General features: G+C 66.3%; 22 protein-coding genes. 11 read left to right on the forward strand and 11 right to left on the reverse strand.

What is annotated here, in order from left to right; genetic code table 11:
• Window positions 1–27: 27 nt before the first annotated feature.
• Together A5709_RS00440 and A5709_RS00445 are read right to left on the reverse strand one after the other, a co-directional pair.
• Window positions 28–1,614: an AMP-binding protein gene (locus A5709_RS00440; protein WP_068117186.1), complete on the reverse strand. Its 1,587-nt coding sequence runs from the start codon at window positions 1,612–1,614 to the stop codon at window positions 28–30.
• A gap of 11 nt (window positions 1,615–1,625) precedes the next feature.
• Entirely contained in the window at window positions 1,626–2,753 is a 1,128-nt protein-coding gene (locus A5709_RS00445; protein WP_156673154.1) for an aromatic ring-hydroxylating dioxygenase subunit alpha, read from the reverse strand.
• Window positions 2,754–2,905: 152 nt separating this feature from the next.
• On the opposite strand from A5709_RS00445, the gene A5709_RS00450 reads away from it, so the two are divergent.
• On the forward strand, window positions 2,906–4,147 hold the full coding sequence (locus A5709_RS00450) for a cytochrome P450 (protein ID WP_067947176.1): 1,242 nt from the start codon (window positions 2,906–2,908) through the stop codon (window positions 4,145–4,147).
• A 15-nt stretch (window positions 4,148–4,162) separates the two neighbouring features.
• Here the strand turns inward: A5709_RS00450 and A5709_RS00455 are convergent, their stop codons facing one another.
• Both A5709_RS00455 and A5709_RS00460 read right to left on the reverse strand, forming a co-directional pair.
• Window positions 4,163–4,354: a ferredoxin gene (locus A5709_RS00455; protein WP_067947112.1), complete on the reverse strand. Its 192-nt coding sequence runs from the start codon at window positions 4,352–4,354 to the stop codon at window positions 4,163–4,165.
• Between the two features lie 18 nt (window positions 4,355–4,372).
• Window positions 4,373–6,757 (reverse strand): CoA transferase, encoded by a 2,385-nt coding sequence (locus A5709_RS00460; RefSeq protein WP_068117189.1) that lies wholly within the window; start codon window positions 6,755–6,757, stop codon window positions 4,373–4,375.
• Window positions 6,758–6,856: 99 nt separating this feature from the next.
• Here A5709_RS00460 and A5709_RS00465 point away from each other — a divergent pair, with 99 nt between their 5' ends.
• Window positions 6,857–7,678, forward strand: a complete 822-nt coding sequence (locus A5709_RS00465; RefSeq protein WP_066958635.1) for a FadR/GntR family transcriptional regulator — start codon at window positions 6,857–6,859, stop codon at window positions 7,676–7,678.
• A 10-nt stretch (window positions 7,679–7,688) separates the two neighbouring features.
• On the forward strand, window positions 7,689–8,408 hold the full coding sequence (locus A5709_RS00470; protein WP_068117192.1) for an SDR family oxidoreductase: 720 nt from the start codon (window positions 7,689–7,691) through the stop codon (window positions 8,406–8,408).
• 3 nt (window positions 8,409–8,411) lie between these two features.
• Here A5709_RS00470 and A5709_RS00475 read toward each other — a convergent pair whose 3' ends face one another.
• Window positions 8,412–9,269: an LLM class flavin-dependent oxidoreductase gene (locus A5709_RS00475; protein WP_068117195.1), complete on the reverse strand. Its 858-nt coding sequence runs from the start codon at window positions 9,267–9,269 to the stop codon at window positions 8,412–8,414.
• Between the two features lie 77 nt (window positions 9,270–9,346).
• On the opposite strand from A5709_RS00475, the gene A5709_RS00480 reads away from it, so the two are divergent.
• From A5709_RS00480 to A5709_RS00500, 5 genes are read left to right on the forward strand one after another with little or no spacing between them, the layout of a single operon-like run.
• The gene (locus A5709_RS00480) at window positions 9,347–10,429 is read left to right on the forward strand and encodes an acyl-CoA dehydrogenase family protein (RefSeq protein ID WP_068117198.1); all 1,083 of its coding nucleotides are present in this window, start codon (window positions 9,347–9,349) and stop codon (window positions 10,427–10,429) included.
• Complete coding sequence (locus tag A5709_RS00485) at window positions 10,426–11,523, forward strand: acyl-CoA dehydrogenase family protein (RefSeq protein ID WP_068117202.1); 1,098 nt, start codon at window positions 10,426–10,428, stop codon at window positions 11,521–11,523. Before A5709_RS00480 ends, A5709_RS00485 begins: the two co-directional genes overlap by 4 nt.
• Window positions 11,520–12,677: an acyl-CoA dehydrogenase family protein gene (locus tag A5709_RS00490; protein ID WP_197520049.1), complete on the forward strand. Its 1,158-nt coding sequence runs from the start codon at window positions 11,520–11,522 to the stop codon at window positions 12,675–12,677. Before A5709_RS00485 ends, A5709_RS00490 begins: the two co-directional genes overlap by 4 nt.
• A complete protein-coding gene (locus A5709_RS00495) occupies window positions 12,674–13,609 on the forward strand; it encodes an acyl-CoA dehydrogenase family protein (protein WP_068117205.1) in 936 nt (311 codons plus the stop codon). Before A5709_RS00490 ends, A5709_RS00495 begins: the two co-directional genes overlap by 4 nt.
• Entirely contained in the window at window positions 13,606–15,102 is a 1,497-nt protein-coding gene (locus A5709_RS00500; protein ID WP_068117208.1) for a class I adenylate-forming enzyme family protein, read from the forward strand. Before A5709_RS00495 ends, A5709_RS00500 begins: the two co-directional genes overlap by 4 nt.
• 10 nt (window positions 15,103–15,112) lie before the next feature.
• On the opposite strand, the gene A5709_RS00505 is transcribed toward A5709_RS00500, so the two are convergent.
• Entirely contained in the window at window positions 15,113–15,535 is a 423-nt protein-coding gene (locus A5709_RS00505; RefSeq protein WP_231971972.1) for a hypothetical protein, read from the reverse strand.
• A gap of 74 nt (window positions 15,536–15,609) precedes the next feature.
• A complete protein-coding gene (locus tag A5709_RS00510; protein ID WP_067947127.1) occupies window positions 15,610–16,467 on the reverse strand; it encodes an SDR family oxidoreductase in 858 nt (285 codons plus the stop codon).
• Window positions 16,468–16,663: 196 nt separating this feature from the next.
• Between A5709_RS00510 and A5709_RS00515 the strand changes: the two genes are divergently transcribed.
• Together A5709_RS00515 and A5709_RS00520 are read left to right on the forward strand one after the other, a co-directional pair.
• On the forward strand, window positions 16,664–17,695 hold the full coding sequence (locus A5709_RS00515) for a hotdog fold thioesterase (protein ID WP_067947129.1): 1,032 nt from the start codon (window positions 16,664–16,666) through the stop codon (window positions 17,693–17,695).
• 145 nt (window positions 17,696–17,840) lie between these two features.
• A complete protein-coding gene (locus A5709_RS00520) occupies window positions 17,841–19,046 on the forward strand; it encodes an amidohydrolase family protein (protein ID WP_067947131.1) in 1,206 nt (401 codons plus the stop codon).
• On the opposite strand, the gene A5709_RS00525 is transcribed toward A5709_RS00520, so the two are convergent.
• Window positions 19,047–19,532, reverse strand: coding sequence for a DUF421 domain-containing protein (locus tag A5709_RS00525; protein ID WP_068008333.1), 486 nt, complete (start codon window positions 19,530–19,532; stop codon window positions 19,047–19,049).
• Between the two features lie 232 nt (window positions 19,533–19,764).
• On the opposite strand from A5709_RS00525, the gene A5709_RS00530 reads away from it, so the two are divergent.
• Complete coding sequence (locus tag A5709_RS00530) at window positions 19,765–20,145, forward strand: hypothetical protein (RefSeq protein WP_082953233.1); 381 nt, start codon at window positions 19,765–19,767, stop codon at window positions 20,143–20,145.
• Here A5709_RS00530 and A5709_RS00535 read toward each other — a convergent pair.
• Genes A5709_RS00535 through A5709_RS00545 form a run of 3 tightly spaced genes read right to left on the reverse strand, consistent with a single transcriptional unit; the run spans window position 20,102 to window position 22,416 of the window.
• The gene (locus tag A5709_RS00535) at window positions 20,102–20,407 is read right to left on the reverse strand and encodes a hypothetical protein (RefSeq protein ID WP_068008330.1); all 306 of its coding nucleotides are present in this window, start codon (window positions 20,405–20,407) and stop codon (window positions 20,102–20,104) included. The two genes, A5709_RS00530 and A5709_RS00535, sit on opposite strands and share 44 nt — an antisense overlap.
• Window position 20,408: 1 nt before the next feature.
• Complete coding sequence (locus A5709_RS00540; protein ID WP_068008329.1) at window positions 20,409–21,902, reverse strand: molybdopterin-dependent oxidoreductase; 1,494 nt, start codon at window positions 21,900–21,902, stop codon at window positions 20,409–20,411.
• Window positions 21,903–21,915: 13 nt separating this feature from the next.
• A complete protein-coding gene (locus A5709_RS00545) occupies window positions 21,916–22,416 on the reverse strand; it encodes an oxidoreductase (protein WP_068117211.1) in 501 nt (166 codons plus the stop codon).
• Between the last annotated feature and the right edge of the window lie 13 nt (window positions 22,417–22,429).

Genomic DNA, 22,429 nt, shown 5'->3' on the forward strand with positions numbered 1-22,429 from the left:
CCGACTAATACGTAACATTAACGTAACTTACCGGCTAACGATATAGCCCTGAGCTTCACGATCCCACGCCTCCCGAGTCACCCCCCGCTCGCGCAACAAGTCCTTGCGTATCCGCCCGATGACCGTCTTCGGGAGTTCGCTGACGGTCTCCACGTATCGGGGCACGCAGAAGTACGGCATCCGGGCCGAGCAGAAATCGAGCAGCTCGGCGTAATCCACTGTCGCCCCCGGTCGCAACGTCACGATCACCAGAATGTCGTCTTCGCCCAACGCGCTGGGCACCCCGATCGCGGCGGCTTCCGCGACGGCGGGATGGCTCGCGACCACGGTTTCCACCTCGACCGAGGACACGTTTTCACCGCGCCGGCGAAGCGAATCCTTCCTGCGGTCGACGAACGTGAGGTTTCCCTCCGCGGTGAGCAGGCCGACGTCGCCGGTGCGAAACCATTCCGGGTGCGGAATGACCCGCATGCCTTGCGCGACATAGCCTTCGCTCATCACGTGGGGATACCGGGGCCGGCAGGCGATTTCCCCGACCGCGCCTGCGGGTAGCGGATCGCCGCCCTCGTCGACGATCCGCACGTCGAAATTCGGGTTCGGCCGGCCCGAAGTTCCCGGCACCCCTTCGTCGGCCAGGGTCTTTACGGCGATCGGAAACGCCTCGGTCATCCCGTACATCGTGACAATGCGGCAGCCGTAACGCTTTTCGATGTCGCGATAAGCCTTGGCGTCGATCGGAGCCGCCGAGATGAATCGCAGCGGCAAGTCGGCGTCACGCGGATCCGCCGGCAGGTTGTGCAACATCGACACCATCGCGCCGGCGCCGGCGAAGCCGACGGCACCGCGGGCGCGTATGTCCTCCCACACCCGGGCGGGGTGAAACGCTTGTGCCAGCACAGTCGTCGCGCCGAGCAGCATCGGGGCGAGCACGCTGGGTGCCGCGCTCAAGTGAAACAGCGGCATCGCCGTCCACAGCACCTCCCCCGCGCGCAATTCCCACGCCGAAGCGACCGTCGCGGCCACCGTGAACAGGTAATGCCAGGTCGTAGCAACCGCTTTCGACGACCCGGTGGTGCCCGACGTGTAGAAGAGACAGCCCACGTCCTCCACCGCCACGCCGACGTCTGCGACCGCACGGGAGCCACCTCGGCTCAACTCGTCGGCAAGTGAATCACCCTGCAGCACAACGGTCGGGGCGGTCTTCAACGCCCCGGCAACCTCGTCCACCCGGGGCCCGCGCTCGGCATCGGTCAGGATCACCTTGGCCTGCGACAGCCGCAGGGCGTGTAGCAGGAAATCCCCTTTGTTCGCGGCATTGACGGCGGCGCTCACCGCGCCGGTACGCGCCGCACCCAACCAGAAGTAGACCCACTCCGGGCAGGTTGCGGTGAACAACGCCACGCAATCGCCGCGGCCGACGCCCAAGTCCGCGAGCACGTTGGCGGCGGCGCAGGAGCGCTGCCGCATCTGCTCGAAGGTCACGTCGACGCCGGCGATCGACATCATCACCCGGTCGGGATGTTGCTCGGCCCGCCGATCGAGCACGGCTGGGACCGTGAAACTTTCGACGCCGAAGTCGGCGGGCCCGAGAGGTCCGCTCCGGTCGGGGCTCATCGGACGGCCGATCAGGCTTTCGCGGCCGCCGGGTCGGGCTCACCGTCGGCCGTGTACCCGAAGTCGGACGGCGAAGGCTGCGTGCCCGGGTAGAAACGGTGCGCCCAGCGGCGAAGCGCGGCATAGTCATGCGCCTCTTCGGGAGCCAGGTTCGGCTTCTCCAGGTACTTCATGTTCTCCCACGTGAAGAAGTCCTGCTTGATGACCTCTTGCTGCAGCGCCAGGAATTTGGCCGCGCGACCGGTCGGCGCGTCCCCGGTGTCGCCGGGCTCGCGGACGGACGCCTGCGTGTAGAAGTAATCGGTGTAGTCCTCGTCGACCGGCGTCTGCCCGGTCACCTGAACCGTGGCCACCAGCTCGCTGGGGAAGCGGACCACCCCCAGCCCCAGCGAGTAGTTGTCGTAGATGATCTTGGCGTCGACCGGCCCATTGGGGGTCAGCCAGGTAGAGGCGCGGCCGCCGCCGAAGTGGGCGTTGACGGTCGCGTGCAAGTGGTAACCGGACACTTCGAACGACGCGGTGGTGGCCGGATTGGCGGCCTTGTGCACGTATTGCACGTGATACGGATCGGCGGCGTTCTCGATGATCATCTGCGGGTGCACCTTGACCCGGTTGATCATCTGCGTGTGCGGGTGCAGTGGGTAGTACTCGTTCGTTTCCAGTTCAGGCAGCACCGGAGGCTGCCAGTACGGCGCCCGCCCGTGCCGCTCGTGCCACACCAGCACGAAGCCGTACCACTCCATGCTCGGGTATGTGCGGATGCGGACGTTGTTCTTGCACCCGATCTTGCTGTACGGGATCAGCGCGTTGCTGCCGTCACCACGCCAGCGCCAGCCATGCCACGGACAGACGATGTTCTCGCCTTCCACGGTGCCGCCGACGCCGAGGTTGGCGCCGAGGTGCTGACAGTAGGCGTCCATCACGTGCACCTGGCCGGACTCGGTGCGGAAGATGACGAGTTCCTCACCGAAGTAGTGGGCGCGCTTGACCTGACCGGTGGTCAGGTCGGAGCTGAAGGCGACGATGAACCAACCCGTCGGGAACCGATAGGTCGACAGCGCGATGCCCGCCTGTCCGAACTCGCGTTCCGAGGGATCCCCGGCCGCATCCGACGCGGGGTCAGAAATTGTGTGCGTCACGAACTCTCCATATCCCGCCCAGACCAAGGCGAGTCGAGCGCAACTTGGCCGCCCTTCACTCACCGCGGTTCGACGACAAGGTCTATTTTTACTATTTTAAGCATTGAACGTCAACGCGGCACCAGATGCGCCCGGGCAGAGCGGAGTTTCAGATGACGGCTGGGTCAGTGGATCTTTCCGATTTCGCCCTGTGGCGCAACGGATTTCCTGACGAATTGTTCACGGAGTTGCGGCGCAGCCGACCGATTTTCCGCCACGACCTGACCCCCGGTGTCGCCAGGACGGTCCAGCGCCAGTTCTGGGTGACCACCAAACACCGGCATGCGGTCCGGCTGCATCGCGATGTCGAGTCCTTCACCGCGGTCGACGGCCCGCTCATCCAGCCGGTCGGGATGTTCTCGTCGTACCCCACCATCATCAACATGGACCCGCCCGGGCTCAACAAGCGCCGCAAGCTGATCTCGAACGCGTTCAATCCGCGGGCGATCGCCAAGCTCGAGGACGGCATCCGGGCGAGGGCCGCGCGCATGATCGACCGCCTGCTGGTCGAGGGCGGCGGCGATTGGATCGAGGACGTCGCGGACGCCCTGCCGATGACGGTCATCGGCGACATCATCGGCATACCGGAAGACGACCGGCCCCGCATCTTCGACGGCCTGGACCGGATATTGAAGGCCAACTCACCGGAGGTGCAGCTGAGCCGGCAGGACGAAACCGACCTCTACGCCAACATCTTCGGGTACGCGATGGACCTCACCGCGGAGAAGCGACGCAATCCCACCGACGACATCTGGAGCACGTTGGCCACCGCGGTGATCACCGGCGAAGACGGTGATCACTTCAGCTTGCCACCTCACGAACTCGAATTCTTCTTCTTCGTGCTGGCGTTCGCCGGCAGCGACACCACCAAGAATGCACTGGCCATCGGGCTACAGGCGTTTGTGGCGAACCCGGAGCAGATCGAGCGCTATCGCGAGCAGGAAGCGCTGCGACCCAGCGCCATCGAGGAAGTGTTGCGCTGGGCGTCACCGGTCGCGTACTGGACGCGCACCGCGAAGGTCGACGTCGAGATGGACGGCCAGCGCATAGCGAAGGGCGAGCGGGTGGTGTCGATGCTGCGTTCGGCCAACCGCGACGAGGAGGTCTTCGAATCACCGTTCACCTTCGACATCGGTCGTCAGCCGAACCCTCAGGTGGCCTTCGGCGGCGGCGGACCCCATCACTGCCTGGGCGCCATGCTCGCGCGCGCGGAACTGCGGGCGGTGTTCGACGAACTCTTGCTGCGTTGCGACGACATCGCCCTCGGCCCGGCGAAAGTGGCTTACCCGAACCTGACCACGAACATGTCGATCTACGACGAAATGCCGATCTCGCTGGCCGGACGGTCGACCTGACTAGTCGCCGATCCCTCAGTCGATCAGCCGCAGCGCGGCCTTGGGGCACTGGTCCACCGCGGCGCGCACGTCGATCTCCAGACGCGGGGGCACGGGCCCGTCCGCGATCTGCACCACGTCCTCGTCCCCCAGCTCGAAGACATCCGGTGCCAGCGATTCGCAGAAGCCGTTGGCCTCACAAAGGTTTTCGTCAACTGTCACGCGCATCAGTTGCCCTCCACTTCTCTACAGGCCCTTGGGTCGGGTCCCGATCACCCCGCTGGTTGCGAGGCGCGTCAGTTCTTCGTCGGTCAGCCCGCACCGCTCGCGCAGTATCTCTTCATTGTGCTCGCCCAGCCGCGGCGGTGGCCGCAGCAGCCATCTGTCCTGGCCGGCCAGCCGGGCGAACGGCGGGCACGGATAGAGACCCGCGCCGGTGCTGGGGTGGTCGAGGGTCTCCAAGAATCCCCGGTGACGCAGTTGGGGACTCTCGACGACCAACGACGGCGACACCACCGGCGCGGCGGGGATGCTGGCGGCCGCCAATCGCTCCACCGTCGAGTCGAGGGGTTGGCGCGCGAACCAGTCCGCGAGCCGGCGATCGACGTCGTCGCCCCGCCGTCGCCGCCCGGCGACGGTGGACAGCTCCTCGTCGCACCACGCCGGTCGATCCATCACCTCGACCAGGGCACGCCAGTGCCGGTCGTCGCGCACGGTGACCGCTATCCAGTCGTCGTCCCCCGCACACCGGTAGATGTTTTGGATCGAGTCGCCGTGACCGCGGTTGCCGCGCCGGGTCAGCGTTATCCCGAAGACCTCGGATTCGATCGCCTGTATCGCGGTCGCGTTGAGCACCGTCTCGAGCATCGGCAGCTCGAGTTGCTGTCCCGATCCGGTGCGTTCGGCGAAGTCCAGCGCGGCCAGCACGGCGAACGCGGCGTGCACACCGGCCAGCGGATCGCAAGCCCCGCGCGGTGTGACCGGCGCGGTCTCGGGCAGCCCGGTCACCCAGGCCAGGCCGGCGAGCTGCTCCATGGTGGGAGCGAATCCGACGCGATCCCGCCATGGCCCATCCAGTCCGAACGCGGGCATCCGGGCGACGACGAGCTTGGGGTTGACGTTGAGCAGCACGTCGGCGGTCAGGCCGAACTGGTCCATCACCCGCGGGGAGAAGTTCTCGATCACCACGTCGGCGCCGGCGGCCAGCTCGGTGAACAGGCGGCGCCCGTCTTCGGAACCCAAATCCAGTGTGACGGAACGCTTGTTGGTGTTCATGGCGTGGAAGACCCAGCCGTACTCCCACCAATCGTGGACGTCGGTGCGCATGCCGCCCGAGTATCGGATGCCGTCCGGTCGCTGTATCGACTCCACCTTGACGACGTCGGCGCCGAACGCGGCCAGCAGATGGGTGGCCGCGGGACCCGCCCAGAACGCGGTCAGGTCGACGATGCGCACACCGGCCAGGGGCAGCCCTGTCTGCGTCGCGCTCCTCGTGGATTCGCTTGGCGACCAGAGGGTTTCGTCATTGGCCTCACCGAGAGCGGGGGTCGGCCGCGGCGGGGTGGGAGCGCATGCCGACATCAACCAGGGAGGCCGGGGCTGGTGAAAGCCGGCGGGGTTTTCGACGAATGCCCCGCGCTCGGTGACGTATTCCATCTCCCGGATCGTGGAGCCGTTGCCAAGCGCGGCGATGGGCAACCGGAACATTTGGCCCAGTTCGACGATTTCCCCGACGGTGCGTTCGGCCAGCCACGGGCCGATCTGTTCGCGGATCAGGTCGCGGTAGGCCCACCGGCCGATCTGGAAGCGGAGTTGTTCGATCTCTTCGAGCTGCGGGCATTCGACCATGGCGACGAAGTCGAGCCATTGCTGGCCGGTGACCATGGTGATCCCAACGTAGCCGTCCTTGGCGGGCTCGATCGATGGCACTTCGAGCGTGCGGCGGATGGGTGGCACCCGCAGCAGCTGGGAGTGCAGCCATTCGCTGCTCTGCATCGCGGTCAACGCCTCGAGCATGGAGAGATCGAGGTGCTCACCGGGGCCACCGCGCTCGACGCGGCGGCGCACGGCCAGTGCGCCGAATGCGGCGTAGACGCCGCCCATGTACTCCCCCAAGTCGCCGCCGATCGAGATGGGCGGTCCCGCCGGATCGCCGCGGAAGCCGGGCGAGCCCGCCCACGCCTGCAGGGTGAACTCGCTGGCGGCACGGTCGGCGTACGGTCCGGTCCAGCCGAAGTCGGAGATCGTGACGATGATTGCGCGCGGACAGTCCGCCAGCAGCCGCTGCGGGTCAACGCCCAACGCGGCGGCCTGCTCCCGGCCGGCGGTGACCACCACCACGTCCGCGGCGGACAGTTCGGCGGCGAAGCGCTCGGCATCGGGCGGATAAGTCACGCTGCGCTTACCGGCATTGAGGTAGGCGAAGAACGGCGAGCTCTCCCCATCCGGCATCGGCGAGCCCGTCGCGGAGTATCGTCGGAGCCAATCTCCTTGCGGCGGTTCAATTTTGCACACTTGGGCCCCGGCATCGACCAGCAGCTTTCCGCAGTAACTGCCGGCGATCCGATCACTGATCTCGACGACACGCAGGTCGTGCAGCGGTGTGGGCCGGCCGTCGAACCGCTCGCTCACTTACACCCGCCCTCCCGATCGACGCGCGATCGAAGAAGCTATTTATACCATTACTGCTAAAATAGCTAAGCCAGCGAGTTGCTATGCATCGAGGATCGGATGACCGCCTTGGGAATTGGGAGCGACGCCCGTCGCCGATTGTCGGCGCCGCGGATCGCAGAAATCGTAGCCGACGAGTTGCGCCGCCAGATCATCAACGGTGACCTCGCCGACGGCGATCTGTTGCCGCGGCAAGAGGTGCTCGTCGAGCAGTTCAACGTGAGTCTGGTTTCCCTGCGCGAAGCGCTTCGCATCCTGGAGACCGAGGGCCTGGTTTCGGTGCGGCGGGGCAACCGTGGTGGCGCCGTCGTCCATGCCCCTGCGAAGACCAGTGCAGCGTACATGCTCGGGCTGCTACTGCAGAGCGAGTCCGTAGCGGTCGCCGACCTTGGCATGGCGTTGCAGGAACTCGAGCCCGCGTGCGCCGCGCTGGCCGCCCGGCGCCCGGACCGGGCGGACACCTTGGTCCCGGAGCTCAACCGGGTCAACGACTCCATGGCCGAGAACATCGAGGACGGCGGGCTGTTCACCGAAATCGGCCGTGAATTCCACGATCTCGTGGTCCGCGGCTGCGGAAACCACACCATCATCGCGGTGGTCGGCAGCTTGGAGACGCTGTGGACCAGCCACGAACAACAGTGGGCAGACGAGAGCGCGGCGAGGGGGACCTATCCCTCATTGGCGCAGCGCCGCGCCGTGCTCAGCACGCACGTCAAGCTGACCGAGACCATCGCGGAGGGCGACGTCGACCGGGCGCGCCGCATCGCGGGTCGCCATCTCGCCGACACCCAGACGTACGTGCTCTCCGGTCGGCACGATCAACGAATTCACGCGCTGTCGCCGCAGGCGCTGTCGCGGACGCGGGATTTCCGTCAAACCTGAGAGGCAGCCCGTGAGAACCGCATTGGTCACCGGCGGCAGCGGCGGGATCGGCAAAGGGTGTGGTCGAAAGTTGGCCCAGTTGGGTTACGACGTGGTGCTGGCGGCGCGTCGCGAGGCCCCGTTGCGCGCGGCGGCCGAGGAGATCGGCGCGCGCCACCTCGTGGCCGATGCCTCGGACCCGGACGGATTTGCGGCTGCGACAAGCGCATTGGAGAGAATCGACCTCGTTGTCCACGCCGCCGGCACGCTGGGCGGAACCTACGCGCGCAAGCAGACGTTCGAGCAGTGGCGGACCATCATCTCGGCCAATCTGGATTCGTGCTTCGTGGTGACCGCCGCAGCCCTGCCCAGGATGCGGGCGGGCTCGCGGTTCGTGTTCATCTCCTCGTCGGCGGCGCACGAACCGATGATGGCGCGGACCGCCTACTCGGCATCCAAAGCCGGCATGAACGCGTTCGCCCGGGCCTTGGCCCTCGAAGTCGATCGTGACGGCATCAGCGTCCACATCGTCACCCCCGGCCCGGTGGAAACCGAGATGCTTTCCGATGTTCCCTTCGAGATGTACGCCATCCAGGTCTCCGATGTGGCGGACGCGGTGGCCTGGTTGGACACCGTCGACCCATCGGTCGACCTGCCGGAGATCCGGCTCAGCGCGGTCCAGCGCGGACCGTTCGCCCGGCCGCCGGTCGTTCCCACGGAAGCGCGGCGGCGCGCGGCGCAACGGGGTTGACGGCTACCGCGGCGGAAACGCCTTAATCACCGTTTCACCGAACTCGTGCAGCGAATCGGGCACGGCGAAATCGGCGAACCACACGTAGAACCGCTCGACGCGCTGCGCCGCTAGCCCGGTGAAGTGGCCGATGAGCTCGTCGGCATCCCCGCAGACCAGCCCCGCGCCCAGGTTGCCGAATCGCCGCGTGCTTACCTCGCGCACCGTATCGGGGTCGGTACCTGATCGTACGAACCCCACCATCTGCTGGACCGACATCCGGGCCGTCCCCGCGGCGGGGGCCAGGATGGGCAACTTGTCGAGGTGGTTCGCCGGCAGGTTCCACCAATCCGCGTGTCTGCGAACGAGTTCCATCATCCGAGGGCCGGTGCCACCCAGGACCAGCGGGATCGGATGAGACCTCGGCGGGGCCTGCGGAGCTGGGCCGCCGCCCGGATCGTCACCCCAGTATTGCTTGATCAACTCGAGGTGCCGCCCGAGCTGCTCGACCCGGGCCACCGCGTCCTGCCGGCCGACATCGAATCGGGTGAACTCCGCGGGCCAGGACCCCGCACCGAGGCCCAAATCGAACCTGCCCTCCGACGCGTCCGACAGGGTGACGGCTTGTTTGGCCAGCACGGCGGGGTGGCGGAAGGCGTCACAAAGGACCAGATGGCCGATTCGCAGCCGTTCCGTCTTGGCCGCCACCCAGCTCGCAATGCCCATTGCCTCCCAAATGCTTTCATCGGGCAGCCCGGGCGCCTCGAGGTGATCGATGAATGCCATGCCGTCGAAGCCGCTGGCCTCGGCGTGACGTGCCCGCTCCACGAGGTCGGCCGCCGACAGCCGCACCTGCGGCAGGAACAAATACCACTCGACCATGGCCCACCTATGCGTTTGTTCCGGTGCGATTGCGCACAAGGCCGCTAGTTTACTATTTTTATTATGTTAGGGGTCTTATGGATGTCGGACTGAATTCGGAGCAGTTGTCGCTGCGCGACACGGCGCGCGATGTCCTACGCACCGAGTGCCCGCCCGACTCCGCGCGCCAAGCGATGACGGATCCGGAGCGATGGCGCACCCTATGGAAGACAGTCGTCGATCTCGGTTGGACGGAACTGGCCGCGCCCGGGACCGGCGACTACGGACCGGTCGAGCTCGCGGTAGTGCTCGAGGAGTGCGGTGCCGCCATCGCGCCCATCCCCTTGTTGAGCAGTGTCGGCCTGGCCGCCGGCGCGTTGCGGGGCACGGGCCTCGACGCAGTTCTCGACGACATCGCCGGCGGGGCCGTCGCCACCCTGGCCGTGCACGCCAGGGGATCTCGGCTGCCCGTGGTGCCGATGACCCTGCGCGGGGGACGCCTGCGCGGGCGCGCGGTCGCGGTCCCCAACCTGACCCGCTCCGAGTTGCTCGTCACGCTGGCGCGCGCCGACGGTGGCGCCAGTGGCCCCGACGGCACGGTGGTGGTGGTCGCGCGCTGCGGCGACGGGGTGGCGGTGATCTCGGGCGAGTCGACCGATCCCGCGCAGCCGCTGGCGGACGTCGAGGTCGACGCGGAGCCGTTGGCTGCTGCGCCCGTCGACCTCGACAGCGCGTTGACGGCGCCGCTGGTGGCTGCGGCAGCCGACTTGGTGGGCACCGCGAGCGCAGCCTTGCACCGCGCCGTTGAGCACGCGAAGACTCGCCGCCAGTTCGGCACCCCGATCGGCGCGTTCCAGGGGATCAAGCACGCGCTCGCCGACAACTATGTCGGCCTGGAGCGCGCCCGCAGTCTCACCTACGCCGCGGCCGCCCGGCTCGGCGATCCGGCCACGACGCCCGCGGACGCCTGGACCACAGCGGCGCTCGCCAAGGCGGCGGCCGGCGATGCGGCCGCCAATTGTGCGAGAACCGCGGTGCAAGTGCACGGGGCGCTCGGGCAGACCTGGGAGCACGACGCCCACCTCTATGTCCGCCACGCCTGGCAGGCCGCCGCGATGCTGGGAGACAGCCGCGCGCTCTATCACGAGGTCGGCCGCCGTTTCGCTGGAGGCGCGGCATGAGCGCGGTGGTCGACGAATTCGGGGCGTGGCTGACGGAGTTTCTGCCGAAGGACTACTACGAGAATTATCGCGATTATCGCTGGGATCTGGGGCTGCGGCGCGATTACCAGCGGGCTGCCTTCGAGGCCGGATGGATACAACCGACCTGGCCGCGCGAGCACGGCGGCCGATCGCTGGGTCTGCGCGATGCCATGGAGGTCCGGCTCGAGGGGGCGCTGCGGTCCGCGCCCAAGCTGCCCAACATCGCGGGCCCCAACGTCGCCGCACCCGGCATCCGTCAATTCGGCACCGCCGCCCAGATCGACCGCCTCCTGGCTCCCCTGCTGCGCGGTGACGAATGGTGGGCGCTGGGCATGTCCGAACCGGAAGCCGGATCCGATTTCGCCGGCCTGCGCACACGCGCCGAACGCGACGGAGACGTGTTTCGGGTCAACGGTCACAAGATCTGGACCACCCAGGCCCACGAGTCGCGCTGGTGCACCCTGTATGCCCGCACCGATCCGGAGGCGCCGAAGCACCGGGGCATTTCCTGCTTGATCCTCGACCTGCATTCGCCGGGGGTGCGGATCGAGCCCATCCGGATGGCGTCGATCTCCGACGAGACATTCTGCGAGGTCTTCCTCGACGATGTCGAAGTTCCGATGGAAAACCTGCTGGGCCCGCTGCACGGTGGGTGGAACGTCGCGCTGTCGTCGTTGCACCACGAACGCCAGATGATCTGGATCATGAACTGGGTCGAGATCAAGCGTGGACTCGAGTCGGTACGCAGGGCGCAGCCGACCGCCGATATCTGCACCGAGCTCGGTTCGCTGCTGGCCGATGCCGAAGCGTTGCGGGCCACCGGATACCGCGCCCTGGGCAACGAATTGGCGGGATGTCCGAGTCCAGAAGCAGACACCATGAAGCTGCTGGGATCGATTACTTTGCAACGGGTTTGGGAGCTCGCCGCCGTTACCGAGGGAACGCAGTCGCTCACCGACCCGGATCTGCTCTTCGAACGCCAGGACGCGCTGGCCGCGACCATCTACGGCGGAACATCGGAGGTCCAGCGCAACATCATCGCCGAGCGGTTGCTCGGGCTGCCGAAGGGATGACGACGATGGATTACGACCTCGGCGACGACGCCGCACAACTGCGAAACCACCTGCGCGAGCTGGTGTCCAACCACATCCCCGCCGACTTCCTGGGCGCCTGCACCGAGAACCCGCAGGATCTCGCCACCACCGAGACGTTCTGCAAATTGCTGGCCGCCGAGGGCCTCCTGGCGCTGGCGTGGCCGAAAGAGCATGGCGGCGGCGGTGGTTCGGTGTGGCAGCAGACGGTGCTGCGCGAGGAGATGTGGGCCCAGCACGAGCCACGCGGTCCCCAATACATGGGAATCAATTGGGTGGGCCCGGCCCTGATGCGCTACGGAACGGCCGAACAGAAGGCCAAGCACCTGGCTGCCATCGCCGCCGGCGACGTGATCTGGTGTCAGGGCTTTTCCGAGCCGGAGGCCGGTACCGACCTCGCCTCGTTGCGTACCCGCGCCGTCCCGGACGGGGACGGCTGGCGCATCACCGGACAGAAGGTGTGGACGTCGTACGCGCTGATGGCGTCCTGGTGTGTGCTGGCGGCCTGCACCGATCCCGAGGCCGCAAAGCCCAAGCGGCTCACGCTCTTTCTGATTCCGATGGACCGGCCCGGCTTCACCGTCCGGCCTATCGGGTCGATGCTGGGGCCGCATCACCTCAACGAGATGTTCCTCGACGACGTGCAGGCGTTCCCCGGTGATGTTCTCGGCGAGGTCGGCGACGGCTGGCGGGTCATGCGCGAGGCGCTGGCATTCGAGCGCGTGGGCATCGCCCGCTACGCCCGCTGCGAATCGTTGCTCGACCGGATGTGCACCCAGCTCGGCGATGACTGGGACGGGCTGCCCGAATCGCTTCGCTCGCGGTGGGTGCGGGCGCTGGTCGATCTACGGGTCGCCCGGTTGCTGGCCTACCGAGCCGTGTCGCTGCAGGACGACCCGGCGGCGGGCGCGGCGGCCAGTGCAGCCCGCATCGCCACCACGACGTGTGACCAGCAGGTCGCCGAGCTACTTTTCGACGTGCTGGGCCCGGTCGCGCTGGACAGCGGCGCGAGTGCCGCGCTGCACGGGGCGATCGAAGACCATTGGCGTTACGCACAGGCCGCCACCGTGGCATCGGGCACCATCGAAGTGCAGAAGATGTTGGTGGCCCGGGACGTATTGGGAGAGCACCGGTGAAAACTGATCTGCCACAAGACATCAGCGACTTCGCTGCCGTCGCCGCCAAGCGGTTGGGCCGGCTGGGCGGGCCACAGGCAGCGTTGCGCGCCGAAACCGACGACAGCATCCGGGACGCGGCGCGGGGTTCCCTCGGCGAGGTTGGCGCGTTCGAGCTCGATGTCCGATCGGCGCCCGACGACCTGCTCGCCGCAGCCGTGCTGTGCCGCGCCGCCGGCGCGACCGTGCTGCCCTATCCCCTCGTCGAGGAGTTGCTGGCTATTGACGGCGCCCGCCTTGCCCTGATCGATCCCTGCGCGCCGCGCATCGACCATGGCGACCTGCCCGGCGACTGGATCGCCGCCGACCTGGACGGCACCCGGTACCACCCGCGGCCGGCTGCGCGGACCAACGCCAAGCTCGGCCCGTTCCTGGTGCCCGCATCCCTCGGCGAACCCGACGGAACCGTTCCGCCCGCCGACGTTAACCTTCACCTCGTGCTGGGATCATGGCGGATTCTGGGATCGGTGCAGCAGGCGCTGCAGATCGTCACCGATCATGTGCGCGCCCGGGTTCAGTTCGGTAAGCCACTCGCGGATTTTCAGGCCGTCCGGTTCGCCGTGGCGGAAGCCGCGGTCGCGGTGCGCGGACTGTACGAATTGGCGAAATTCACCGTCTGCCGTCCGGAATCGCTACCGATAGAGGTTCGTTCGGCCGACGCGCTCGTCCTTCGGCTCAAGGCGTCCGACACCGCAAGGCAGGTGCTCCGGACCTCGCACCAACTGCTCGGCGCACTGGGCTTCTGCGATGAGTCCGATGTCAGCGTGCTCGACCGGCATACCCAGCCGCTGATCCGGCTGCCCCTTAGCGCCGAGGCGCTCGCGTTGCGGCTGATCCCGGGCGTCCCGGACGGCTCCTTCGAGACACTGTTCAGCAGGCCGGTATCGGCGTGACTGAGCCCGCCGCGACCGAAGTGGCAGCCAACCCGTTAGCGGACGGAATCCCGTTCGGAACCAAACTTCAACAGCTCGCCGAAAAGTGTCGCGACGACATCGGGGTGACGGTGGTCGCCCTCGATGGCACCGCGCAGTCGCTGACATTCGGTGAACTCGACGCCCGCGCCAACCAGTGGGGCCGGGCGCTGGCCGCCCACGGCGCCGAGTCCGGTTCCCTTGTCGCGCTGGCAATCCCGAATTCGATCCACCTGGTGCTGGCCACGCTGGGATGCTGGAAGATCGGCGCCGTTCCGGTTCCCATGCATTGGGACCTGCCGGAGTGGGAGCGTGACAGGGTGCGCGAGGTGATCAACCCCGCGGTCGTCGTGGACGAGGCGAGTCGGTGGCGCCTCGAGGCGCGGGCGGCGGCCGAGTCCGACAGCGCGCTGCCCGAAGCCGTCTCCCCCAACGTGAATGGCATCTGCAGCAGCGGTTCGACCGGCGTGCCGAAGGTGATCCTGAGCCTGGCGCCATCGCTGTGGACGCCACAGCACGGCGAGCCGTTCCTGGCGAACTGGACGCCGGTGGCTCAGCCGCAGACCATCATGGTGCCCGCGCCGATGTATCACACCAACGGCTTCGCCACCTTCTTCTTCCTGCTGGCCGGCGACCGTTTGGTGGTGCTGGAAAAGTTCGATGCCGCACTGGTTCTAGATGTGATCGAACGTTTCAAGATCACCAATTTCACCGCCACGCCGACAATGCTGGCGCGCATCGCGGCCCGGCCGGACGTCCGGGAGCGGGACCTGTCCAGCATCGTGTTCATCCTGCAAGGCGCCGCCGTGATGCCGCCGTCGCTCATGCATACCTGGTTCGAACTGCTGAGCCCGCAGCAGATCGTGTCGGCATACGGCATGACCGAAAACCTCGGGCTCACGGCCTTACGCGGTGACGAGTGGCTGGCCCACCCGGGTAGTGTCGGCCGCGGCTTCCGCGATACCGAGATCCGGATTCTCGACGCCGGAACGAGACAGCTTGGCCCTGGTGAACACGGCGAGATCTACCTGCGTGCACCGATGAGCGCGGGATCCCGCTATGTGGGCGGCGCGGCGCCACTGCCGTCCACCGAGGATGGCTTCCGTTCCGCCGGCGATATCGGCTACCTGGACGAGGATGGCTACCTCTATATCGTCGACCGCCGAGTCGACATGATCGTCACCGGCGGCGCGAATGTCTTTCCGGCGGAAGTGGAATCGGCATTGGCGGGTCACCCCGGGATCGCCGACGTCGTCGTCATCGGCCTCGCCGACCCGCAATGGGGACGCCGAGTGCACGCGGTGGTGCAGCTCGCCGACGGCGTGGCGCTCACCGAGGAGCAGGTGATCGAGTACGCCAAGAGCCGGCTCGCCCACTACAAGGCGCCCAAGACCGTCGAGTTCGTCGACGCGATTCCCCGCACCGCGGCGACCAAGGTCAATCGTTCGGCGATGATCGAGGCGCGGGGCGGCTGAGGGCCGAAAGTCAGCCCACGGTCGCGATCCCGGCGTTGGATATCGTGAACCCGCGACCCGAGGTCACAGTGCACGTCACGCCGTCCGTCTCCGACCGGCAGCTGAACGGGCCGGCTCCCTTCGTCTGCCCGTAACCGAGGATCGGGGTGCCCTCCGCCGGATTGGCCAGACAGCCCTCACCACTGCAACGGGATAGAACGCCGGCGGCATCCATCGTCACCGACTGCGGCGGGGAGATGCTGAAGCAGAACGCTTCGTCGGGGATGCCGCGGCGCTGGTAATCAATTTCGCAGCTGATGTTGCGCGACGGGGACAGGAAAGCCACGTAGTTGTCCTGATCGGCGGCGGCCATCGGCGTGAACACCTGCGGCGCAAGAACGGTACCGGCGCCGCCCAGTACGGTTGCCGCGGCTGTCAGCGCTTTTTTCAACACATGCTCACCGTGCCATAGTTCTGCCCCAGCCACACCCTAACCACTCACGACCTCGAAAGCCGTTGCCGGCTTTGTCAACCTGCCGACGGCGCCGAGGCTCGCTCCATTTCCCGGGCGCGCTTGAGCATGGTTTTTGCGGCTCGCATCGACAACGCCGGCGAAAGCCGCTCGAGGTACCAAAACGCCTTCCACCACCCGGGCACCACGATGATCGCGTCTCCGCGCAATACGGCACGAAGGGCGCGCTCGGCGAATTTCTCGGGCGCAAGGGGGTGCATCCGCTCCCACATTTTCAGGATTTCCTCGTTGCTGAACCCTGCCATATCGGTGCGTCCGTACTTGCCGCCGGTAAGGATCGGGGTCCGGATCACGCCAGGGCAGAGCACCGAGACCTGCACCCCGTGGCGCTCGGCCTCCAGCCGTAACGATTTCGACAGCGCGACGACGGCGTGTTTGGTCGCGGTGTAGCTTGCCTGGCCCGCAGTCGTCATGAGACCGGCCATGGAGGCCGTGTTGACGATATGCCCGGAGTGCTGCCGGATCATGATCGGATACACCGCTTGGATACCGTGCACGACACCGCGCAGGTTCACATCGAAGACGTCGTTCCAGTCGTCAAGCGTGTACTTGTCGACCTCGCCGGCGACTCCGATGCCGGCATTGTTGAACAGGTAGTCGATCCGCCCTGACTGCTGCACCGCCTCAGCGACGGCGCGCTCAAACGATGGGTAGTCGCGCACATCGAGCTCGATCGCGTGCGCCTTACCCCCGCCGCTGTTGAGGCGCTCTGCGAACTCACGTGCGGGACCGATCTGCCGATCGGCGATCCAAACCTCGGCGCCCCCGGCGACCAGCTCGGCGGTCAATGCCGCGCCGATGCCGGAAGCGCCGCCGGTGACGAATGCAACCTTTCCGGATACGCTCGCTGCCATTCCAGCAGCCTAAACCCTGAATCCTGGCTGGTAGAGCAGATTCTGGCAGCAAAGCCGTCGACACGACGCGCCACGCCGGCGCCGCGGCCCTCAACCATGTGTCGCCCGGAATCTCCGGTTTCTCGGATACGCGGTGAGCCCACGGTAACCTCATTCTCATAGCGCGCACCGCGCCGCGGAAGGGGACGAATCGCTCATGACCGACCTTGGCGACGACGTCGAAGTGACGCGCGGTGACCGCTTCATCAAGACCGCTGTCGAGATATTGGGCGAAACCGGGCGCACCGACTTCACCGTGCAGGAAGTCGTCGCCCGCTCCAAAACATCGCTGCGCGCCTTCTACCAGCATTTCAGCAGCAAGGACGAGTTGCTGCTCGCGCTGTTCGATCGGACCATCGCCCAATCGGTGCAAACCTGGCGGACGGAGACCGACGGGCTGGACAGCACCGCGGCACTGAAGCTGGTCATCGACCGCATCAGCCAGCAACCGGAATCGAGCACCCAAGACAGCCTCAATCGCGCGCTGACCCTCTACAACCAACATCTGGCCGAGACCCGTCCCCGCGACTACGCCCGGGTGCTCTCACCCCTGCATCGACTCATTCGCGGCATCGTGGGCCAGGGCATCACCGAGGGCGTCTTCAACCCTGGAGTGGACGTCGGTGCGGCGGCCGCCATCGTCATGCAGACGGTGATGGGGGCACAGCGATTGCATTGGCTGGGAACGGAATTGAACGGAGCTCCGGTCGACGTCGGTCAACTGTATGACTTCTGCAGTCGCGCCCTGGGCATCCGGGACGGCGACGAAGAATCGAACACGCCGTCGTTAAGCGAACTGTTCGCCCAGATCGGCATGAGGCCGGGAACCCACGATGGCGAATTCGCGATGACGATGCCGGTCAGCCCGGCCGTCGTGAACACTTCCGGCGCGCTGCAGGGCGGCCTGATCGCGACCCTCGTCGACGTGGCGGGCGGTCAGTTCGGGCTGGACTACCTGCAGCCGGACACCACGATGACGACGGCGGACCTCTTCATCCGTTACCTGCGCCCGATCCGGCAGGGCTCGGCCGTCGCGGTGCCCCGGATGCTGCGGTCCGGGCGGCGGGCGATGGTGATGCAGGTCGACATCTACGGCGAAGCCGACGACGAGCTCGCCGCGACCGCGACGGTGAATTTCGCCGTCATCAACGGAGCGACGCCGAACCTTCCCAACTGGCCGGACGCCTAGCCGGCGACGACGAGCGTCACGCCGGCGTGACGTCCAGCGCCGGCGACCGAGCGGGAGCGGAATAGGGCGCTACACGCGACGGGGCCGAAGTGGTAACGTCATTACCACCTATAGAGAACCCGAGTACTTCCGCAAGGAGATCGCCATGCCGTCTCGCGAACTTTCCTTTCCCGTGTTCGACGCGGACAACCACATGTACGAGCCGCAGGAGGCGCTGACCAAGTTCCTGCCGGAGAACCGCAAACGCGTCATCGACTACGTGCAGGTGCGCGGCCGGACCAAGATCGTGGTGCGCGGGCACATCAGCGAGTACATCCCCAACCCCACCTTCGAGGTGGTGGCACGCCCCGGCGCCCAGGAGGACTATTTCCGCAACGGCGCGCAGGGCAAGAGCTACCGCGAGATCCTGGGCGAGCCCATGAAGGCCATCCCCGCCTTCCGCGAACCCGGCGCGCGGCTGGAGGTGATGGACGAACTCGGCATCGACTACGCCCTGATGTTCCCGACCCTGGCCAGCCTGGTCGAGGAGCGCATGAAGGACGACCCGGAGATGACCCACGACGTTATCCACGCGCTGAACCAGTGGATGCATGAGCAGTGGTCGTTCAACTACAAGGACCGCATCTTCGCCACCCCTGTGATCACCCTGCCCATCGTCGAGCGGGCGCTCGAAGAACTCGAATGGTGCCTGGAGCGCGGCGCCCGCACCGTGCTGGTCCGCCCGGCGCCGGTGCCCGGCTATAAGGGCAGCCGGTCGTTCGGCCTCGAAGAATTCGACCCGTTCTGGCAGGCGTGCATCAAAGCCGAGATTCCGGTATCGATGCACGCCTCGGACAGTGGTTACTCAGAGTTCGCCAACGTGTGGGAACCAGGCGACGAGTTCCTGCCGTTCAAACCGACCGCCTTCCGCAGCTTCGCGATGGGCCATCGCCCGATCCTGGACGCGATGGGTGCGCTGGTCTGCCACGGCGCTTTGTCCCGCAACCCGGAGCTGCGGATCCTGTCGATCGAAAACGGCGCCGACTGGGTGCCAGACCTTTTCAAGGGCCTCAAGGGCGTCTACAAGAAGATGCCGCAGTCGTTCAGCGAGGACCCCATCGAGGCGTTCAAGCGCTGCGTCTACATCACGCCGTTCTGGGAGGACCGGTTCACCGAGATCGTCAAGATGGTCGGCACGGACCGAGTGCTTTTCGGCTCCGACTGGCCGCACCCCGAAGGCCTGAAGGACCCCATCTCCTTCGTTGACGAGCTCACCGACTTCGACGAGGCGGACATCGCCAAGATCATGGGCGGCAACCTGATGAAGCTGATGAAGGTTTCTGCGCCGGCCAAGAAGCCAGTCTCCGCCTGATCAGTCGGCTTCGTCGAAGACGGAAACCACGCCCTTGGTCTCGAACAGCGCGAGGCCGACGTCGGCGGGTGTTCGGTGCCCGTGCTGACGCAGGATCGCATCCAGGTCTTCACGGGTAATCCGGCAACGCCTCAGGTTCGCCTCGTTGAGCTCGCCGTCGCGGATCAGCACCCGGACCGGCGGGTCGACGAGCCGGCGCACCCACGGGATGAAGCGCAGCCGCGCCACGAGGTCATGGGCGGCGATCAGGGCCACCAGCGCTGCAGACCCTGTGAGCCATGAGGTGTCGGCGGCGGTCGCGGTTCGACCCACGATGGCGCCGACCGCGACGGCGGTGACCCAGTCGAACGGCGTGAATTCGGCGATGGTTCGCCGCTGCGTGAGCCGGAAAGCAGTTGCGGCGGTGGCGAATAACGCGAGGGCCTTGAGCGCCGCGTAGGCTGCCGGTCGCCACCCGTCGAAGAATTGCAGTACGAATCCGTTCATCGCACAACCGGCCGGTGGTCAGGAGCCGGAGCTGCCCGCGAAACTGCCACCCTGCCGGGCGAATTCAGTGGTCCATTCGCTCATGTCGTCCCTCCTTGCGCGGTCGCCGATGTGGCTGTGAGCACCGTGCACGCGACTCGGCAGTACCCGTCGACGCGGCGTGTAAACCCACGTCGGCGGGTATACGCCACGTGATGACGTGCGTTGCGCGGTCAGAGTGACGGGAGGACAGATGAGCGTGGCATCGGAAGGCCGGGCACCGGTCAGCATCGACCCCGACGTCGAGTTTCTCGCCGAGCAGATTGAGGCCCTCCGGGCTTTGGGCCAAAAGGATTCGGTTGACGACGACGAACTTTACGACTTGAGCGTCCGTTGGGGCGCGGCGCTGGCGGGGCGGCTGCCCCGCCTCGTGCACTACAGCTCGCTCGGTCTGCTAGACGACGCGGATCAGCACCGGTTCCAGTCACTCTGCGAGGATCTCCGCGGGGTTGCCGGTCTCGCCGAAAAGTTGGGGCTGCCGCGCCCGGCGCTGCCCGGCGATCAGATCGCGCGGGCAAAGGGACGCCGCCTCAGGATGCGGTCGCGTTCTCCGAAGCCGAGTTCACCAGGCTGAGGAAATCCCGCTCCGGCAACACGATCCCGGTGCGCGGCTTCGGACAATCCGGATTGCGGCACGTCAGCGCCACCATGTAGGCGTCCTCATCCTCGTTGAGGAACAGAAACCCCAGATACAGGGCGTGGCCGACCTCGAACTCGGTTCCGCCGCACGCCTCGCAGTGGCCGCCCTTGGCGGAGACGTTTTCCATAACTCGGTGCCGTGCAGCGGAATTGAGGTCGATCAGTTCCGGCCGCACCGTCGGGTCGCCACCGGTCATGTCAAATCTCCACGTCTTTGTCGTAGTGGACATGGTCCTCGCGCCAGCCGCCCAAGCCCTTACCGATGCCGGCATAGTCGTTGATGAACTCGATCCGGTTGATCCACTTGACCATCTTGAATCCAACCTGGGTCTCCACCCGCAATCGCAGCGGAGCCCCATGCTTGATGGGCAGCGGCCGACCGTTCATCTCATATGCGAGGAGCGTCTGCGGCTTGTAGGCGAGCTCGAGGTCCATCACCTCGTAGAACTGGCCCCCCGGCGTCTCCGCCGCGGGTTCGTCACGCCCCGTCTCCTGCATACTGAGGAAGCAGATGTACTTGGCTTGCGGTAACGGCCGCACCACATCCGCCAGCTGGGCAAGCAGAATTCCGCTCCACTCGCCGATGCTTGTCCACCCTTGCACGCAGTTGTGCATCGTCCGCTGGGTTTGCCGCTCGGCGAGCGCCCGCAGCGCGGCCAAGTCCAAGGTCACCGGGTTCTCGACGAGTCCACCGACCGGTAGCCTCCAGTCGACGAAGTTGTGGACCGCCATCACCTTGTATTCCGTACTGGCGGGCGGCTTTCCGTTCACCCGGTGATCCTTGGTCAACTTGCGAACCGGATAGTCTTGCCGGGAATTCAAGGGCCGCAGCAAGAGCAGCCGGGCGCCGGTCACCACGGCGCCGAGTATGCGACGCACTTGGACGGGATGGCGGAGGCTCCATTTGGTGGCCGCGACGTGGACGGCGATGATGGCTCCAATGATCATCAGCGACAGCGCCGTCGCCCAATTGATGTTGCGCACGGAGCCGAAGATCATCGACGCCGTCAGTTGGCCCCAGCCCCAGAAGAAAATCATCGACAGGTGGATCAGGATGAAGACGACGAAAGCCACCAACCCCAGGAAATGCAGGCTTCTGGCCCACTGCCGGCCACCCCACATCCGCACGTACCAGGGGAAGCGCGCCTCGATCGCCGGTGACTGCGCGGCGCCAGTCAGAATTTGGAACGGCGCAAGTATGAAGACGACCCCGGCATAGGTCAGCTTCTGAATTGCGTCCAACGGCTCGCCGGGGAGCAGCGGCGGCAGGTTGAACGACATGTACGTGATGATGTCATTGGCCGCCTCGGGAAAGATCGACCACGAATAGGGCCAGTATCGATGCCATTGGCCGGTCGCGAAAAGCAGGACGTAGTAGGACAATCCGAGCAGAATCCAGCAGATCACCGTGAAGAAGTGCCAATGGCGACCCATACCCAATTTCTTGTGACCGGGTAGCGCGACGAGCGAGCTATAGGACTCTTCTTCGTCGAGGGTGTCGTATAACCGGTTGCGCGGCATGACCTTGCGGGTAAAGCGCGCCCATTCGCTGCCGGGTTTGCTGTCGTCGTGCCAATACAACTTCGGGTGGGTGCCGAGGATCTCGATGCCGCTGCGGATGATCAGGGTGACGAATAGGACGTTGAGCCAATGATCCACTCGCAGCCACGCCGGATAGTCGAGTGTCGTCATGCATGAGCTCCAGTCAGTCGTACCACTGCTGCCGTTGGGGGTAGGCCACGTTGACGGCGGACAGCACCGTCGTGTGCACCGCGATGAACGCGGCGGCGAACGCCAAAGCGAACGTGCCCGGCGCGAGGTCCCATCGGCCGGTCAGCGACTCCAGCCCCGGCAGGGTGACCCACCGGCTGACGAGGTAGACCGCGAGGAAGGCGAAGCAGATCACGCTGCCGAGGTACCACCCCGCCTGTGGCACACGCGGTTTGACGGCGAACACCATCGCGGCCACGGCCGCGAGGCAACAGGCCGCCAGCAAAGCCGAGTACACGGAGAAGTACCAGGGAACGTCCGGTTCCCTGATCCATACGTAGGCGTGTAGCGCTACCAGACCCACCAGCAGCGATGCGCCCAGTGCGGTCACCGTTCGCGGCAGGTTGAACGCAACCCAGCCGTTCAGGGTGAGCACCGGTGAGGCCACGATGCTTCGCCAGATCGAGATCAACCGCCGCGGGACGACAATGACCATGAAGCCGTGGTAC

The sequence above is a fragment of the Mycobacterium sp. E1386 genome, from assembly GCF_001672745.1.
In the GTDB taxonomy this organism is placed as follows: Bacteria; Actinomycetota; Actinomycetes; order Mycobacteriales; family Mycobacteriaceae; genus Mycobacterium.

Excerpts from the sequence above, each read along its gene's own strand:
- A5709_RS00440 (WP_068117186.1), bottom strand. The coding sequence starts at position 1,614 with ATGAGCCCCGACCGGAGCGGACCTCTCGGGCCCGCCGACTTCGGCGTC.
- A5709_RS00450 (WP_067947176.1), top strand. The coding sequence starts at position 2,906 with ATGACGGCTGGGTCAGTGGATCTTTCCGATTTCGCCCTGTGGCGCAAC.
- A5709_RS00455 (WP_067947112.1), bottom strand. The coding sequence starts at position 4,354 with ATGCGCGTGACAGTTGACGAAAACCTTTGTGAGGCCAACGGCTTCTGC.
- A5709_RS00465 (WP_066958635.1), top strand. The coding sequence starts at position 6,857 with ATGACCGCCTTGGGAATTGGGAGCGACGCCCGTCGCCGATTGTCGGCG.
- A5709_RS00475 (WP_068117195.1), bottom strand. The coding sequence starts at position 9,269 with ATGGTCGAGTGGTATTTGTTCCTGCCGCAGGTGCGGCTGTCGGCGGCC.
- A5709_RS00480 (WP_068117198.1), top strand. The coding sequence starts at position 9,347 with ATGGATGTCGGACTGAATTCGGAGCAGTTGTCGCTGCGCGACACGGCG.
- A5709_RS00485 (WP_068117202.1), top strand. The coding sequence starts at position 10,426 with ATGAGCGCGGTGGTCGACGAATTCGGGGCGTGGCTGACGGAGTTTCTG.
- A5709_RS00490 (WP_197520049.1), top strand. The coding sequence starts at position 11,520 with ATGACGACGATGGATTACGACCTCGGCGACGACGCCGCACAACTGCGA.
- A5709_RS00510 (WP_067947127.1), bottom strand. The coding sequence starts at position 16,467 with ATGGCAGCGAGCGTATCCGGAAAGGTTGCATTCGTCACCGGCGGCGCT.
- A5709_RS00515 (WP_067947129.1), top strand. The coding sequence starts at position 16,664 with ATGACCGACCTTGGCGACGACGTCGAAGTGACGCGCGGTGACCGCTTC.
- A5709_RS00520 (WP_067947131.1), top strand. The coding sequence starts at position 17,841 with ATGCCGTCTCGCGAACTTTCCTTTCCCGTGTTCGACGCGGACAACCAC.
- A5709_RS00525 (WP_068008333.1), bottom strand. The coding sequence starts at position 19,532 with ATGAACGGATTCGTACTGCAATTCTTCGACGGGTGGCGACCGGCAGCC.
- A5709_RS00530 (WP_082953233.1), top strand. The coding sequence starts at position 19,765 with ATGAGCGTGGCATCGGAAGGCCGGGCACCGGTCAGCATCGACCCCGAC.
- A5709_RS00535 (WP_068008330.1), bottom strand. The coding sequence starts at position 20,407 with ATGACCGGTGGCGACCCGACGGTGCGGCCGGAACTGATCGACCTCAAT.
- A5709_RS00540 (WP_068008329.1), bottom strand. The coding sequence starts at position 21,902 with ATGACGACACTCGACTATCCGGCGTGGCTGCGAGTGGATCATTGGCTC.
- A5709_RS00545 (WP_068117211.1), bottom strand. The coding sequence starts at position 22,416 with ATGGTCATTGTCGTCCCGCGGCGGTTGATCTCGATCTGGCGAAGCATC.